The 15,977-nt window shown below is 70.2% G+C and carries 12 protein-coding genes, 1 tRNA gene and 1 riboswitch; of the genes, 11 read left to right on the top strand and 2 right to left on the bottom strand.

Annotation, left to right across the window (positions count from 1 at the left end; translation table 11 throughout):
• Positions 1–80 precede the first annotated feature (80 nt).
• From HNQ79_RS09170 to HNQ79_RS09130, 9 genes are all read left to right on the top strand, one after another.
• Positions 81–1,217 (top strand): LysM peptidoglycan-binding domain-containing protein, encoded by a 1,137-nt coding sequence (locus HNQ79_RS09170; RefSeq protein ID WP_185028943.1) that lies wholly within the window; start codon positions 81–83, stop codon positions 1,215–1,217.
• A gap of 291 nt (positions 1,218–1,508) precedes the next feature.
• Positions 1,509–1,711, top strand: a riboswitch (cyclic di-AMP (ydaO/yuaA leader).
• A 2-nt stretch (positions 1,712–1,713) separates the two neighbouring features.
• Positions 1,714–2,448 (top strand): LysM peptidoglycan-binding domain-containing protein, encoded by a 735-nt coding sequence (locus HNQ79_RS09165; protein WP_185028941.1) that lies wholly within the window; start codon positions 1,714–1,716, stop codon positions 2,446–2,448.
• Positions 2,449–2,777: 329 nt separating this feature from the next.
• Complete coding sequence (gene eno / locus HNQ79_RS09160) at positions 2,778–4,064, top strand: phosphopyruvate hydratase (protein ID WP_185029543.1); 1,287 nt, start codon at positions 2,778–2,780, stop codon at positions 4,062–4,064.
• A 110-nt stretch (positions 4,065–4,174) separates the two neighbouring features.
• Positions 4,175–4,669: an FtsB family cell division protein gene (locus HNQ79_RS09155; protein ID WP_185028939.1), complete on the top strand. Its 495-nt coding sequence runs from the start codon at positions 4,175–4,177 to the stop codon at positions 4,667–4,669.
• Positions 4,670–4,708: 39 nt separating this feature from the next.
• Positions 4,709–5,251: a DUF501 domain-containing protein gene (locus HNQ79_RS09150; protein ID WP_185028937.1), complete on the top strand. Its 543-nt coding sequence runs from the start codon at positions 4,709–4,711 to the stop codon at positions 5,249–5,251.
• Entirely contained in the window at positions 5,248–6,165 is a 918-nt protein-coding gene (locus HNQ79_RS09145) for a Ppx/GppA phosphatase family protein (protein WP_185028935.1), read from the top strand. Before HNQ79_RS09150 ends, HNQ79_RS09145 begins: the two co-directional genes overlap by 4 nt.
• Before the next feature lie 360 nt (positions 6,166–6,525).
• Positions 6,526–7,932, top strand: a complete 1,407-nt coding sequence (locus tag HNQ79_RS09140) for an NAD(P)/FAD-dependent oxidoreductase (RefSeq protein WP_185028933.1) — start codon at positions 6,526–6,528, stop codon at positions 7,930–7,932.
• Between the two features lie 232 nt (positions 7,933–8,164).
• Positions 8,165–9,508, top strand: coding sequence for a class I SAM-dependent methyltransferase (locus tag HNQ79_RS09135; protein ID WP_185028931.1), 1,344 nt, complete (start codon positions 8,165–8,167; stop codon positions 9,506–9,508).
• Between the two features lie 133 nt (positions 9,509–9,641).
• Complete coding sequence (locus HNQ79_RS09130) at positions 9,642–10,859, top strand: phospholipase D-like domain-containing protein (protein ID WP_185028929.1); 1,218 nt, start codon at positions 9,642–9,644, stop codon at positions 10,857–10,859.
• 109 nt (positions 10,860–10,968) lie between these two features.
• On the opposite strand, the gene HNQ79_RS09125 is transcribed toward HNQ79_RS09130, so the two are convergent.
• Both HNQ79_RS09125 and HNQ79_RS09120 read right to left on the bottom strand, forming a co-directional pair.
• The gene (locus HNQ79_RS09125) at positions 10,969–13,506 is read right to left on the bottom strand and encodes an ABC transporter permease (RefSeq protein WP_185028927.1); all 2,538 of its coding nucleotides are present in this window, start codon (positions 13,504–13,506) and stop codon (positions 10,969–10,971) included.
• Positions 13,507–13,570: 64 nt separating this feature from the next.
• Complete coding sequence (locus HNQ79_RS09120) at positions 13,571–14,344, bottom strand: ABC transporter ATP-binding protein (protein ID WP_185028925.1); 774 nt, start codon at positions 14,342–14,344, stop codon at positions 13,571–13,573.
• Positions 14,345–14,740: 396 nt separating this feature from the next.
• Here HNQ79_RS09120 and HNQ79_RS09115 point away from each other — a divergent pair.
• Positions 14,741–14,823 (top strand) — tRNA-Leu (locus HNQ79_RS09115).
• A gap of 213 nt (positions 14,824–15,036) precedes the next feature.
• On the top strand, positions 15,037–15,900 hold the full coding sequence (locus HNQ79_RS09110; RefSeq protein ID WP_185028923.1) for a Bax inhibitor-1/YccA family protein: 864 nt from the start codon (positions 15,037–15,039) through the stop codon (positions 15,898–15,900).
• Positions 15,901–15,977 lie beyond the last annotated feature (77 nt).

Genomic DNA, 15,977 nt, shown 5'->3' with positions numbered 1-15,977 from the left:
TGTTCGAGTACGGCTACGTTCACGGGCGACTCGGCAGTTACGGACGGAAGCCGAGTCACCGTCAGCTGAAAGGCAACCGCATGCGTTCCGGGAACGGTAAACACCGCCGCCCGCGTCAGGCCCCCGCTCTGTTCGTCGCGGCAGGGGTGACCGGGTCCGCCATCGCGATTCCGCTTCTGGGTGCGACGAGCGCCTCGGCGGCCGACGCGAACACCTGGGACCGGGTCGCCGAGTGCGAGAGCGGCGGCATGTGGAGTGCCGACCTGGGCAACGGGCACTACGGCGGGCTCCAGTTCTCGCAGGAGAAGTGGCAGCGGTACGGGGGCCTCGACTACGCCCCGCGTGCCGACCTCGCCAGCCGCTCACAGCAGATCAAGGTCGCCGAGAAGGTGTTCGCGGCGGAGGGCCGGCAGGCGTGGCCCAGCTGCGCCGTCATATCCGGGCTGGCCGCCGACGGGGGCTCCGGCTCCGGTTCCGCTTCGGGCGCTTCCGGCGGTGTGGACGCCGCCGACCCCGGTACGGACGCCAGTGCGCCGCCCAAGGCTCCCGCGGGCTCCGTGAAGCGCGACGCGCCCGAGGGCGGCACGCAGAGCCCGGAGCGCGGGACCCCGGCGGCCTCCGCGGGCGCCGTCACCCCCACCGAGCCCACGCCGGGCACCAGCGTCACCCCCAGCACCGGTCCGAGCGCCGGCACCGGGCAGGGCACCCCGGGTGCGGGGAACGGCGCCACGGCCGGCTCCGCGGACCCCTCGGCCACCGCCGACCGGAGCCAGGACCCCGGGCAGGGCGCGAGCCGGGGCAAGCACCGCGGTGAGCCCGCCCCCGAGAACACCTCCCCCGAATCGGGCAGTTCGGTCGAACCGGGCATGGACTCGACGGCGGGCGCGAGCCTCGACCCGTCCGTCCCGCCGGGCACCGACCCGTCCGCCGCCGACCCGTCCGTGACCGACGGCCGCGAGTCCAGCCGGCACGCCTCCCGCGGCGGCGGGAAGGCCGAGCGGTCCGGCGGGGCGCCCGAGCCGGACAAGCCGTACACGGTCCGCGCCGGCGACAATCTCTCGCACATCGCGGACGAGGCGAAGGTGCCCGGCGGCTGGCCCGCCCTCTACGAGGCGAACCGCTCGGCCGTCGGTGCCGACCCGGACCTCATCCGCCCTGGCCAGAACCTCGTTCTGGGAGACGCGACGGGCACGGGCCAACCGGCTGCCGGTCACTGAAAGACCGCGAAACGGACACAAAATACGGGTAGTTCAGTGCCTTATGTCCGGTTCTGTGCAAGTGAGACATGAGTCTCTTCGCTCCAACTGGTGTGTCCCGCCCGTGAGCTCCCGGCGCGTCCCCTCTGACCTGCGTAAACAACCGCGTCGGAAGGGCAAGTAGGGGTGAGATGTCCCCGATGTTCGCCTTTGAACATCGGGGACTCCTGTGTTTACGGTCGACATCGCTCGCCACCGGTGAGCACCGGAGCCCGTCACGCCGAATCCTGCCGGCGGGTCCCGGGAGCAGTCGTCGCGTAAGCGCCGTAGGCAGGAGCGGGGGACCCAAGGTAAGTGCCGGGCCCGGACGTTGAGAGACGTGACGGGAACGGCTTGGGGTGAAGTCGCCGAAACGGAACGCAGTTGCAGCACGCAGCGGCGGACCGGACCGGAGGCCGGGCGCACTCACAGCCCGAACCCGACAGCTCACCTCGAAGGCGTCGGTGAGGAGATATCCATGTCGCTTTTCAGCAAGGGCAAGCACCGCCGCCCGTCCAAGGCCACCCGTGTCGTCACCCTCGCCGGTGTCGCCGGTGTCGCGGTCGCGGCCCCGCTGATGGGGGCCTCCACGGCCTCCGCCGCCTCCGTCGACACCTGGGACAAGGTCGCCCAGTGCGAGTCCGGCGGCAACTGGTCCATCAACACGGGCAACGGTTACTACGGCGGCCTGCAGTTCTCGCAGTCCTCCTGGGCCGCCGCGGGCGGTACCAAGTACGCCCCGCGCGCCGACCAGGCCTCCAAGGGCCAGCAGATCGCCACTGCCGAGCGCCTGCTCGACATGCAGGGTCCGGGTGCCTGGGCCTGCGCCGGTGCCGGCGGTCTGACCAACGACGGTGTCGACCCGGGCGTCAGCACCGGTTCGGGCTCCGGCTCGCAGAACTCCGCCCCCAAGGCGCAGAAGCGCCAGGAGGCCCCGGCCGCTTCCCGCAGCGAGGCCCGCAAGGCCCCGAAGGCTGTCGAGCGGGTGGCTCCCAAGGCTGCCCCGAAGGCCGCCAAGCAGGCTGCCCCCAAGTCCGCCGCCCCGGTCAAGAAGGGTGACGGCGAGTACGAGGTGAAGGCCGGCGACACGCTCGGCAAGATCGCCCAGGCGCACCACGTCAAGGGCGGCTGGCAGCACCTCCTCGACCTGAATGAGGACGTCGTCACCGACGCCGACCTCATCTTCCCGGGTCAGCAGCTCCACCTGCGCTGACCCCCGTGCGGGGCGGCGGCCCACCCCCGCCGCCCCCGCACGCCGGACCCCGGCCGGACGCGACGTCCCCCCGTTCGCGCCCGGCCGGGGTTTTTCCGTACCCCCGCCCCGTCCGTACGCGGGGCGCACGGTGCGGAGTGCACCGGCTACGGGCCGCCGACGGCGACGACCGGTGCGGTCTTCGTCCCCTATTACAGGCATTCGGGCAGTTTTTCGTCCCATCGGATGGTCGTGCGGCCGAACGATGCCCCAGGTCCGGTTAGGCTCTTGTCGCAAGGCCGAAAGCGACCCTGCACTCAGCTTCCCCAGCGTCACACCCCATGAAGGAGATGCTCGTGCCGTCCATCGACGTCGTCGTAGCCCGGGAAATCCTGGACTCCCGAGGCAATCCCACGGTCGAGGTCGAGGTCGGCCTCGACGACGGCAGCACCGGCCGTGCTGCTGTTCCGTCCGGCGCCTCCACCGGTGCCTTCGAAGCCGTGGAGCTTCGTGACGGGGACCCCAACCGCTACCTCGGCAAGGGCGTCGAGAAGGCCGTGCTGGCCGTCATCGAGCAGATCGGCCCGGAGCTCGTCGGCTACGACGCGACCGAGCAGCGCCTGATCGACCAGGCGATGTTCGACCTCGACGCCACCGAGAACAAGGGCTCGCTGGGCGCCAACGCCATCCTCGGCGTCTCCCTCGCCGTCGCGCACGCCGCCTCCGAGGCCAGCGACCTGCCGCTGTTCCGCTACCTCGGCGGCCCGAACGCGCACCTGCTGCCCGTGCCGATGATGAACATCCTCAACGGTGGGTCGCACGCCGACTCCAACGTCGACATCCAGGAGTTCATGATCGCGCCGATCGGCGCCGAGTCCTTCTCCGAGGCGCTGCGCTGGGGCGCCGAGGTCTACCACACCCTCAAGAAGGTGCTGAAGACCAAGGGCCTGTCCACCGGTCTCGGCGACGAGGGCGGCTTCGCCCCGAACCTGGAGTCCAACCGCGCCGCGCTCGACCTCATCATCGAGGCCATCACGCAGGCCGGTTACATCCCGGGCGAGCAGATCGCGCTCGCGCTCGACGTCGCCGCCTCCGAGTTCTACAAGGACGGCAAGTACGAGTTCGAGGGCGCGTCCCGCTCGGCCGCCGAGATGACCGAGTACTACGAGGAGCTCGTCTCCGCGTACCCGCTGGTCTCCATCGAGGACCCGCTGTACGAGGACGACTGGGACGGCTGGAAGGTGATCACCGACAAGCTGGGCGCCAAGGTCCAGATCGTCGGCGACGACCTCTTCGTCACCAACCCCGAGCGCCTGGCCCGCGGCATCGAGGAGGGCTCCGCCAACGCCCTGCTCGTCAAGGTCAACCAGATCGGCTCGCTCACCGAGACGCTGGACGCCGTCGAGCTGGCCCAGCGCAACGGCTTCAAGTGCATGATGAGCCACCGCTCCGGCGAGACCGAGGACGTCACCATCGCCGACCTCGCCGTCGCCGTGAACTGCGGCCAGATCAAGACCGGCGCCCCGGCCCGCTCGGACCGCGTCGCCAAGTACAACCAGCTGCTGCGCATCGAGGAGATCCTCGACGACGCCGCGGTGTACGCCGGCCGCTCGGCGTTCCCCCGCTTCAAGGGCTGATCCGGGCTCCGGTAGCCCCGGCTGGCACGCCAGTCGTCCCTACGTCCCCGGCCACGGTCCCGTACCGTGTCCGGGGACGTACGCGCGTAACGGGGAGGCGGGACAGGCACATGGCCGCGAAGGGCTCGAAGGGCAACCGCGACCGGTTCTCCACCACGACCAGGCTGCGGCTGCTCGGCGAGCAGACCGCGGCCCGCGTCTACCGTTCCCAGACCCGCCGCCAGGCCCGCCGCTCCCGCCTCACCGGGCGGGCGGCGCTGCTGGTCCTGGTGGTGTGCACGCTGGTGGTCGCTCTCGCGTACCCGATACGGCAGTACGTGTCGCAGCGCACCGAGATCGCCGGCCAGGAGCGCGCGAAGAACGAGGCCGAGCGCCGGGTGGAGCAGCTCCGCGACGCCAAGGCGCGCCTCCAGGACGACGCGCACATCGTGCGCCTCTCGCGCGAGCACCTGCACTACGTGAAGCCGGGCGAGACCGGCTTCACCATGTACGACCCGGAGGCGTCCGGCTCCTCGCCGCACCCCGACGGCGGCAAGAGCGCCGACCAGCCCTGGTACTCCCACGTCTGGCGCGGCGTCGACGAGGCCGACCGCAGGGAACCGTAGACCCCACCTACAGAGCATCAGTCACGACAGAAGGCACGCATGGACACACCGCCCCCGACCACGCCGCGCTCCGAGCCCACCGGGACGGACATCGAGGCGTTCAAGCTCCAGCTCGGCCGCCCGCCGCGCGGACTGCGCGCGATCGCGCACCGCTGCCCCTGCGGCAACCCGGACGTGGTCGAGACGGCCCCGCGGCTGGAGGACGGGACGCCGTTCCCGACGCTGTACTACATGACCTGCCCCCGGGCCACGGGCGCGATCGGCACCCTGGAGGGTTCCGGTCTGATGAAGGAGATGCAGGCCCGGCTGTCCACGGACGAGGCGCTGGCCGACCAGTACCGGGCGGCGCACGAGGACTACTTGAAGCGGCGCGACGCGATCGAGGAACTGGTGGGCTTCCCCAGTGCGGGCGGGATGCCCGACCGGGTGAAGTGCCTGCACGTGCTGGTGGGCCACTCGCTGGTCGCGGGACCCGGGGTGAACCCGTTCGGCGACGAGGCGCTGGCGCTGCTGCCGGAGTGGTGGGCCAAGGGCCCCTGCGTCACCCCGTGCGCCGACCCGTCCCCGGGGAGCGCCCAGTGACCAGGGTCGCCGCCGTCGACTGCGGTACGAACTCCATCCGCCTGCTCGTCGCGGACGCCGACCCCGCGACCGGCGAGCTGGTCGACCTGGACCGGCGGATGGCGATCGTCCGGCTCGGCCAGGGCGTGGACAGGACCGGCCGGCTCGCCCCCGAGGCGCTGGAGCGCACGTTCGCCGCCTGCCGCGAGTACGCGACGGTCATCGAGGCGCACGGGGCCGAGAAGGTGCGCTTCGTCGCCACCTCCGCCTCCCGGGACGCGGAGAACCGCGACGAGTTCGTCGGCGGCGTCCTGGACATCCTGGGCGTCGAGCCCGAGGTGGTCACCGGTGACCAGGAGGCGCAGCTCTCCTTCACCGGGGCCACCAAGGAACTCGCGCACCGGGCGGGGGAGTACCTCGTCGTCGACATCGGCGGCGGCTCCACCGAACTGGTGGTCGGGGGCGATGCGGTCCGTGCCGCCCGCTCCGTCGACATCGGCTGCGTACGCCTCACCGAACGCCACCGGCCGTCCAGCCCGGCCACGCCCGAGCAGGTCGCCGCGATCCGTGCCGACATCGAGGCGGCGCTGGACCTGGCGGAGGAGACCGTCCCGCTCCGCGAGGCGCACAAGCTGGTCGGTCTCGCCGGGTCGGTGACGACGGTCGCCGCCCTCGCGCTGGGCCTGCCGGAGTACGACTCCGCGGCCATTCACCACTCCCGGATCCCGTACGACGAGGTCCGCCGGGTCACCGAGCGGCTCGTCGCGGCCACCCACGACGAGAAGGCGGCCCTGCCCGCCATGCACCCGGGCCGGGTGGACGTCATCGTCTCCGGCGCGCTCATCCTGCTGGCGCTGATGGAGCGGGCCGGGGCCGCCGAAGTGGTGGTCTCGGAACACGACATTCTGGACGGAATCGGCTGGAGCGTGGCCTGAGCCGGACCTGGCGGAACGCCGCGCCGGACCAAGTTCGTGAAGTTCTTCACAAGGAAAAGGGGCCCGATGGGCCCCTTTTTCGCGCCCCTTGGCACGGCGGGTGCTCCACCGCCCCCGGGGCCGCGCATAACGGACGGTTCCGGACGGATGTCGGGCGTATGAAATGAGTAAGTGGTCCAGTGCCCGCGAAGGGCCATCGGGCCAGTTGGGAAGGGGTTTCCAACGTGTCCGGAGGTCCTCCGGTTCCCCGCCGGGAGCATGACCTGTGTCGCGTGGGCGGCGGAGTGTAGCAGAGGGGTCGAGAGACCTTGTGAAGGGGCTCACGAGGTACCCCCCGGGACGGGGTGGATACTCGATTGCATGAGCACCACGGAGCGTCCCAGGATCCTCGTAGTAGGCGGTGGGTACGTAGGCCTGTACGCGGCAAAGCGCATTCTCAAGAAGATGCGCTATGCGGAAGCGACCGTCACGGTCGTCGACCCCCGCTCGTACATGACCTACCAGCCCTTCCTGCCCGAAGCCGCCGCCGGCAACATCTCGCCGAGGCACGTCGTCGTACCACTGCGACGCGTCCTTCCCAAGGCCGAGGTGCTCACCGGTCGGGTCACCACCATCGACCAGGACCGCAAGGTCGCCACGGTCTCCCCGCTCGTCGGCGAGGCCTACGAGCTGCCCTTCGACTACCTGATCGTCGCGCTCGGCGCGGTCTCCCGTACCTTCCCGATCCCCGGCCTCGCCGAACAGGGCATCGGCATGAAGGGTGTCGAGGAGGCCATCGGCCTGCGCAACCACGTCATCGAGCAGCTCGACAAGGCAGATTCCACGACCGACGAGGAGGTCCGCCGCAAGGCGCTCACCTTCGTCTTCGTCGGCGGTGGCTTCGCAGGCGCGGAGACCATCGGCGAGGTCGAGGACATGGCCCGCGACGCGGCCAAGCAGTACAGCAACGTCTCGCGCGACGACATGCGCTTCCTGCTCGTCGACGTCGCCGACAAGATCCTTCCCGAGGTGGGTCCCAAGCTCGGCGAGTACGGCCGCAAGCACCTGGAGAGCCGCGGCGTCGAGGTCTACCTCAAGACCGGCATGGACTCCTGCATCGACGGCCACGTCAAGCTGAACAACGGCGTCGAGGTCGACTCCAGCACCATCGTGTGGACCGCCGGCGTCAAGCCCAACCCGGTGCTCTCCCGCTACGGCCTGCCGCTGGGCCCGCGCGGTCACGTCGACACCGCCGCCACCCTCCAGGTGCAGGGCACCGACTACATCTGGGCCGCGGGCGACAACGCCCAGGTGCCGGACCTGGTCGGCCGCAAGAACGGCAACCCCAACGCCTGGTGCCCGCCCAACGCCCAGCACGCGCTGCGCCAGGCCAAGGTCCTCGGCGACAACGTGGTCTCCGGCATGCGGGGCTTCCCGCAGAAGGAGTACAGCCACGCCAACAAGGGCGCCGTCGCGGGTCTCGGCCTGCACAAGGGCGTCGCGATGATCGTCATGGGCAAGATGAAGATCAAGCTCAAGGGCCGTCTCGCCTGGTACGCCCACCGCGGCTACCACGGCATGGCCATGCCGACGTTCAACCGCAAGATCCGCGTACTGGCCGACTGGACGCTGGGGATGTTCCTCAAGCGCGAGGTCGTCTCGCTGGGCGCCATCGAGACTCCCCGCGAGGAGTTCTACGAGGCCGCCCGCCCCGCCCCGGCCCCGGCCGACGCGGTGAAGGTGCCGGCCGCGGCCGAGCCGAAGAAGACCGGGGCCAAGGCTTCCTGACGCTTCACCAGTAACGCGTTCCAGCTGTCGCAGCCCCATCCGGAGGGGCCGCCCGCCATCCGTGGTGCGGGCGGCCCCTCCGGCGTTCCCGCCACGAAGTGCCCGCGGTCGCCGGTGCGTCCTTCCGCCACGTGCTCCGTCGTCCCGTGCGGCGATTCGGGGATGCGGCGGCCCGGCTCCGGTGTTAATCCCAGTACGTAGCTCCACGTCGTACGTCACGGAGGTGAGCACCATGGCCGATGCCGCGCAGCGGCTGACCACTCTTGCCGAGGATCTCCTCGCCACCCCGCTCCCCGTCCGCATCCGCGCCTGGGACGGCAGCGAAGCGGGACCGCCCGGCGCCCCCGTCCTCGTGATCCGGAGCCGCCGGGCCCTGCGCCGACTGCTCTGGAAGCCCGGGGAGCTGGGGCTCGCCCGCGCCTGGGTGGCCGGTGAGATCGACTTCGAAGGGGACCTGTACGAGGCCCTGGACAAGCTCGCCGACCTGATCTGGGAGCGCGAGGACGACGGCGGCGACACCGTCCACCCGGTCCTCGACCGCAGGAAACGGGCCGCCGCCCGCGCTCTGCTCAGGCTGGGCGGTCCGCTCCCGCCGCCGCCCCCGCCCCCCGAGGAACTGCGCCGCCACACCGGCCGGCCGCACAGCAAACGCCGGGACAAGGAGGCCATCAGCCACCACTACGACGTGGGCAACGACTTCTACTCCCTGGTCCTCGGCCCCTCCATGGTCTATTCCTGCGCCTATTTCTCCGACCCCACCGCCCCTCTCGAGGACGCCCAGCACGACAAGCTCGACCTGATCGCCCGCAAGCTCGACCTCCGGCCCGGGCAGCGGCTGCTCGACGTGGGCTGCGGCTGGGGCTCCCTGGCCCTGCACGCGGCCCGCACGTACGGGGTCCGGGTCACCGGCGTCACGCTCTCCACCGAACAGGCCGCCTTCGCCCGCGAGCGCATCGCCGGGGCGGGCCTCACCGACCGGGTCGAGATCCGCGTCCAGGACTACCGCGACGTGCTTCCCCAAGCTCTCGGCTCCGCTCGAGCAGGGGATGCCCCATTCGGACCGTACGACGCGATCGCCTCCGTCGGGATGGCCGAGCACGTCGGGGCGGTCCAGTACGGCGAGTACGCGGCCGACCTGTACGCCCTGCTGAAGCCGGGCGGCCGGCTGCTCAACCACCAGATCGCCCGCCGCCCCGTCCCGGACGAGGAGACGTACCAGGTCGACCCGTTCATCGACTCCTACGTCTTTCCCGACGGGGAACTCGCTCCGCTGGGCCGTACCGTCGGGCAGCTGGAGCAGGCGGGTTTCGAGGTGCGCGACGTCGAGTCGATCCGCGAGCACTACGCGCTGACCCTGCGTCACTGGGTCGCCAACCTGGAGAAGAACTGGGACGCGGCGCTGCGGACGGTGACCCCGGGCCGGGCCCGGGTCTGGCGGCTCTACATGGCGGCCTCCGCGCTCTCCTTCGAGCACAACACGATCGGCGTCAACCAGGTGCTGGCCGTCAGGCCCGGCCCGTCCGGTGTGTCCCGCATGCCGCTCCGGACCCGTGTGTGGAACGGGAGGAGTGAGTGACCGACTGAAGGGGGCGGTCCCAAGTCCGATGGTGTGACGATACGTTGATTTCTCGCGGAGCTCCGTGCCTGGCCCCCGCGGACCGGGCGCGGGGCTCCGTCACGTACGTACACGCGAGAAGAGGGGACGGGGCGTGCAGCACAGCAAGCACACGCGGGCCGGACGGATGTGGACATGGGGAGCGGGGGCCGCCGCGCTCGCCCTCGCGGTGCCGGTCACCGCCCATGCGGGGGTGCCGGGCGAGGCACAGGCGGCAGCGGTGACGACGACCGCGACGTTCAACGACCCGTCCGGCGACAGCGCCGCCCAGAGCCGCATCCGCGACCACGTGAAGGGTCTGATCGAGGGGGCGGCGGCGGGCTCCACCATCAGTGCCGGGCTCTACTCGTTCACCGACACCCAGGTCTCCGGCGCCCTCGCGGACGCCAAGCGGCGCGGCGTCGACGTGCGGATCGTCGTCGACAACGCGGCGACCGGCGAGGGCGGCCAGTACGCCGCGCTGAAGGCAGCCCTGGGCACGGACCAGTCCAAGGGCTCCTACGTGACGAACTGCGGCGTCAACCGCGGCTGCATCGGCGACCGCGTGCTGATGCCCTCCAAGCCGGACGACGGCTCGATCAACCACAACAAGTTCTGGCTGTTCTCCGAGACCGGCGGCAGCAAGAGCGTCGTCGTGCAGTCCTCGGCCAACATGACCAGCACCCAGCGCACCGACTACTTCAACAACGCGGTGACGATCGTCGACGCCGGGCTCTACGGCGTCTACCGCGACTACTTCGCCGACCTCGCCAAGCGTCAGGTGAACAACGACTACTACCGGACGCCGACGGCGGGCGCGTACAAGACGTACTTCTTCCCGCGCAAGGAAGCCGCAGGGAAGCCGTGGAACGACGACGCCTCCACCGACACGGTCTCCCTCATCCTCGGCAACGTCGACTGCGGGGCAGGCACCGAGGTGCGGATGGCCGCGAACCTCTTCTCGCGCCGCGAGGTCGCCGAGAAGCTGGTGGCGATGAAGTCGGCGGGCTGCAAGGTGATCCTCGCCAACGACGGCGGCACGTCGATGAGTGACGACGTGTCCGGCATCGTCGCCGGGAAGATGACCGAACGTGTCCAGTGCGCGGAGAGCGTCGGCGACCGCAAGGTCGGCCTGCACTCCAAGTACGTTCTGATCAACGGCACGTACGAGGGCAGGACCGGCCGCAAGCTGGTCTTCACGGGCAGCCACAACTACTCGTACGCGGCGCTGCGCGCCAATGACGAGACGCTGCTGAAGATCGACAACGCGGCGCTCTACGACCAGTTCAAGGCCAACCACACGGAGATCATGACCTTCTGCGAGGGCTCCTGACCCGCGTACGCGAGGGCTCCTGACCGGCCCCGTACGAACGGGGGCGGCCCCCACGACGTGTGTGTCACGTCGTGGGGGCCGCCCCCGTGTCCCCTGCCGCCGGGGCGGGCTACTCGGCCTTGATGGCGCTGAGCATGTTCAGCCTCGCCGCGCTGCGGGCCGGCCACATGGCGGCCAGGACGCCGACGACAGCCGCCAGCAGCAGGAAGATGCCGATCCGGTCCCACGGGACGACCAGCGAGTAGCCGGTGATCTGGTCCTTGACGGTCTGCCCGATCGCCCAGGCCAGGAACGTACCGAGGACCACGCCGACCACCGCGCCGAACACCGAGATCACCACGGCCTCCAGACGGATCATTGTCTTGACCTTGCTGCGCGCCAGGCCGATCGCCCGCAGCATGCCGATCTCCTGCTGCCGCTCGAAGACGGACATCGCGAGGGTGTTGACGACGCCGAGGACCGCGATGATCAGGGCCATGGCGAGCAGCCCGTACATGATGTTGAGCATCTGGTTGACGATGCCACCGAACTGGTTGCGGATGTCGTTGCTGTCCATCACGACGATCGCCGGGTTCTTGCCCAGGGAGTCGACGAGGGACTGCTCGTTGGCCGCGGTCGGGCCGCCGTCCATGGCGACGTACGCCGAGTAGAACAGCGGTTCGGGGGTGTGCCGGCTGAGGATCCCGGTGTCGATCATGGCGCCGGAGACGAACTCGTTGCTGCCGTAGATGCCACCGATGGTGAGCTTGGTTTTCGTACCGTCCTCGAAGGCCATGTCCAGGGTCTGGCCCACCCGGTAGCCCTTGCTCGCGGCGGCCTTCTCGTCGATGGCGATCTCACCGCGCGCCAGACCGCTCAGCGAGCCCTCGACCACCTTGAGGTTCAGGACGCGCTCGACGTCGCCCGGGGTGACGCCGACAGCGTTCAGGAACGAGTCGTCGGAGCCCTCCAGGGACGCGAACTGCTGCGGGGAGGAGGCGGTCACGCCCTTCGCCCCGGCGAGCGCCTCGATGACGGACTTGTCCATCGAGGACTGGTTCGCCATGGTCACCATGTAGTCGGCCTTGACGACGTCCGTGGTCTGCTTGTCGATGGCCCGGCCCATCGTCACGCCGAGCACGGTCAGCCCGGTGACCAGGGTGAGGCCGATGGCCAGCGCGGAGGCGGTGGCACCGGTACGGCGCGGGTTGCGGACCGAGTTCAGTCCCGCCAGCTTGCCGGAGACCTTGAACACCCCGTCCAGCAGCGGGCGGACCAGGGCTATCACCGGGCGCGACAGCAGCGGGATCAGGATGATGACGCCGATCAGGGCCAGGAACGCGCCGCCGCCGATCAGCATCCGGCCGGTGTCCTTGCCCAGGGCCGCGCCGCCGACGACGGTCGCCGCGCCCGCGCCCGTGACGAGGGCGCCGATGACGTTCCGTACCACCAGGGACTTCACGGAGGGGGTGGCGTGCACACTGCTCATTGCGGCGACCGGCGGAATCTTCGCGGCCCGGCGGGCGGGCAGCCAGGCGGCGAACATCGTGATCAGTACGCCGACGGCCAGCGAGGCGAGGACCGGCGTCGCGCCGACGATCAGCGGACCGGACGGAAGCTGGGCCTCCATGGCGTCCATCAGCGGGCTCAGCCCCGCGGCCATGCCCAGACCGAGGGCGAAGCCGATCACCGAGGCGATCAGGCCGACGATGCCGGCCTCGGCCAGGATCGACCGGGTGATCTGCTTGCGGGACGCGCCCACCGCGCGCATCAGCGCGAGTTCCTTGGTGCGCTGGGCGACCAGCATGGTGAAGGTGTTGGAGATCAGGAAGACTCCGACGAACAGGGCGATCCCGGCGAAGCCCAGCAGGATCTGGGTGAGCGTCTTCGTCGATTCCGCGAGGTTGCGCTCCTCGTCGGCGGCGAGCTGCCGGCCGGTCTGCACGGTGGCGTCCTTGGACACCAGCGGAATGATCGCCTCCTGCATGGCCTCCTGGTCGGCGCCGGGCTTGCCGGTCACGGTGGCCGACTCGAAGTAGCCGGGCTTCAGGAACAGCTCCTGGGCGGTCCGCGTGTCGAACAGCACCAGGCTGCCGCCCGCGTTGACGTCGCCCTGGTCGGAGGTGAAGACACCGCTGAGGGTGTACTCCTTCACCGGCCGGTTGGTGGCGACGCGCACCTTGTCGCCGACCTTGTAGCCGCCCTTGTCGGCGGTGCCGCGGTCGAGGGCGATCTCCCCGGGGCCGGCCGGGCCGTGACCGCCGGTGAAGGTGTAGCGCCGGTCCTGGCCGTCCTCGCCGGGGAAGAAGTTGCCGCCCCTGTTGGACCAGCCCTGCGCGATGAGCTTGCCGTCGCGGTCGGCGGCTCCCGCGAAGCCGCTGACGACGCCGGTGGCGGTGTCCGCGCCGGGCAAGGCCGCGATTTTGTCGAGCTGGGCCTGGCTGAGGCCGGGCCGCTTCTCGGCGGCGTCCGAGCGGCTGCCGTGGTCGGTGACGCCGACGGCCACGTTGGCGAGCCCCTTGCTCGACTGCTGGCGGAAGGCGTTGTGGAGGGTGTCGCTGTAGATGAGGGTGCCGGAGACGAAGGCGACGCCGAGCATGACGGCGAGCACGGTCATCAGCAGCCTGGCCTTGTGCGCGAGCACATTGCGCAGGGCGGTGCGGAACATGGCGGTTACGTCCTGGGGGAGAGTGTGGCGAGTACGGAACGGGGCGCGGCGCGAGGGCGGCGGATCAGCTCGTACGGCCCTTGGTGTCGAAGTCCTTCATCCGGTCCAGGACGCCGTCCGCGGTGGGGTGCAGCATCTCGTCGACCACCCGGCCGTCGGCCAGGAAGATCACGCGGTCCGCGTAGGAGGCGGCCGTCGGGTCGTGCGTCACCATGACCACGGTCTGGCCCAGCTCGCGAACGGAGTTGCGCAGGAAGCCCAGTACCTCGGCGCCCGAGCGCGAGTCCAGGTTTCCGGTCGGCTCGTCGCCGAACATGATCTCCGGCCGGCTGGCCAGTGCACGGGCCACGGCCACGCGCTGCTGCTGACCGCCGGACAGCTCGGAGGGGCGGTGCTTGAGGCGGCCGGACAGGCCGACCATCTCGATGACCTTGTCCAGCCAGGCCTGGTCGGGCTTGCGGCCGGCGATGTCCATCGGCAGCGTGATGTTCTCCAGCGCGTTCAGCGTCGGCAGCAGGTTGAACGCCTGGAAGATGAAGCCGATCTTGTCCCGGCGCAGCTGGGTGAGCTGCTTGTCCTTCAGCGTCCCGAGCTCGGTGTCGCCGATGCGTACCGACCCGGAGGAGAAGGAGTCCAGCCCGGCCACGCAGTGCATCAGCGTCGACTTGCCGGAACCCGACGGGCCCATGATCGCCGTGAACTCGCCCTGCCGGAACTCCACCGACACCCGGTCCAGCGCGACGACCTGCGTCTCTCCGTGTCCGTAGACCTTGGACAGCTCGGTGGCGCGGGCGGCGACCGTGGTGGTGCGGTGCGTGGCGTGGGGGAACGTGGTCACGGTGGTGCTCCTGTCGAGACGCTTCGGGGGGACGCTTCCCATCCTCACGTCGCTTTTACGTTCCCGAATCAGTCCGCGTGCCCGTTCCGGGGGCCGACTCGGGTCTGACCCGCGCCCACCGCGGTCCTCCTCAGGTATGACGGCGACCCTGAGGGCGTTCCCGGACGCTGGACAGTCCGCCACCTGGGCACAAGACGTCGAGTTTCCGTCAATCCCGTGCACGCTCCGACACCGGACGGTACGCCTCCGTACCCGCCCCGGCATGTGCCGATGACCTGGTCCGTGTACTGACGCTCCATCAAGCGCCCATAAAATAAGACAGCGTTGGATCGATCCCCCGCTGTTCGGGCGACCTCTGCGGATAGGCTCTGAGCCATTGTCGCGGCCGCGCGGCCTGCCCGGATGGTGGAATGCAGACACGGCGAGCTTAAACCTCGCTGCCCCTCGGGGGCGTACCGGTTCGAGTCCGGTTCCGGGCACATTCGCGCACCCTCCTTCAGGCCCCCGCCGAAAAGCCCGGCCGGGGACACGTCCGCCCGGCGGGGGGTCCCGCGGGAGGGTGGAACATCCCGGGTCCGTCGTGCGTTGTTCATGATCCGGGGGAAAGATCCTCCTCTGGTACAGGGGTGCTTTCTTTGCGACCCCATTACTCTTGACAGCAAGGTCGCACACGGTGGCCATGGAGGAGTGAGATGAGGAGCAGCAACCCGGTCTTCTCGCGACGGGGGTTCAGCCGCGACAACGGCTACGCGGGCTTCAACGCGCAGCAGCCGCAGGCCGGGGGCCCCGCCGTCGGGACTCAGGGCAACCCGTACGCCCAGGACGCGCAGAACCCGTACGCGACGAACCCGTACGCACAGCAGGACCAGTACGGCGCCCCAGTGGCGCCGCCGCGCGGCAGCGTGATGACGATGGACGACGTCGTCACCCGTACGGCGATCACGCTCGGCGTCGTGGTCGCGGGCGCGACCGTCGCCTGGGTGACCGACATGGGTCTGGGTCTGGCCATCGGCGCGGCGCTCGTCGCGATGGTGCTCGGCCTGATCCAGGCGTTCAAGAGCAAGCCGATGCCGCCGGTCATCCTGGCGTACGCCGGCTTCGAGGGCCTCTTCCTCGGCGCGATCAGCAACTACGTCAACCAGTGGGTGCCCGGCGCGCCCATGCAGGCGGTGCTGGGCACGATGGCGGTCTTCGCCACCATGCTCGTGCTGTACAAGACCCGCATCGTGCGGGTCACGGCCCGCTTCACCCGCTTCGTGATGATCGCCGCGATCAGCTTCATGGTGCTCACCGCCGTGAACCTGCTGTTCATGGTGTTCGGCGGCGGTGACGGCCTCGGCTTCCGCAGCGGTGGCATGGGCATCCTGTTCGGCGTGGTGGGCGTGCTGCTCGGCTCGTTCTTCCTCGCCATGGACTTCAAGCAGGTCGAGGACGGCGTCGCCTACGGCGCTCCCCGCGAGGAGTCCTGGCTGGCGGCCTTCGGCCTCACCATGACCCTGGTGTGGATCTACCTGGAGATGCTGCGGCTCGTCGCGATCCTGAGCGGCGACGACTAGCAGGCCCGGCGTACGGAAAGGGCCCGCAGACCGTTTTCGGCGGTCTGCGGGCCCTTTCGCGTGTCGAGGGGTCGGGT

It is taken from the genome of Streptomyces candidus (assembly GCF_014207445.1).
Lineage (GTDB): Bacteria > Actinomycetota > Actinomycetes > Streptomycetales > Streptomycetaceae > Streptomyces > Streptomyces candidus.
Note: the sequence above shows the minus strand (reverse complement) of the source record. Positions and strands in the feature narration are given on the sequence as shown.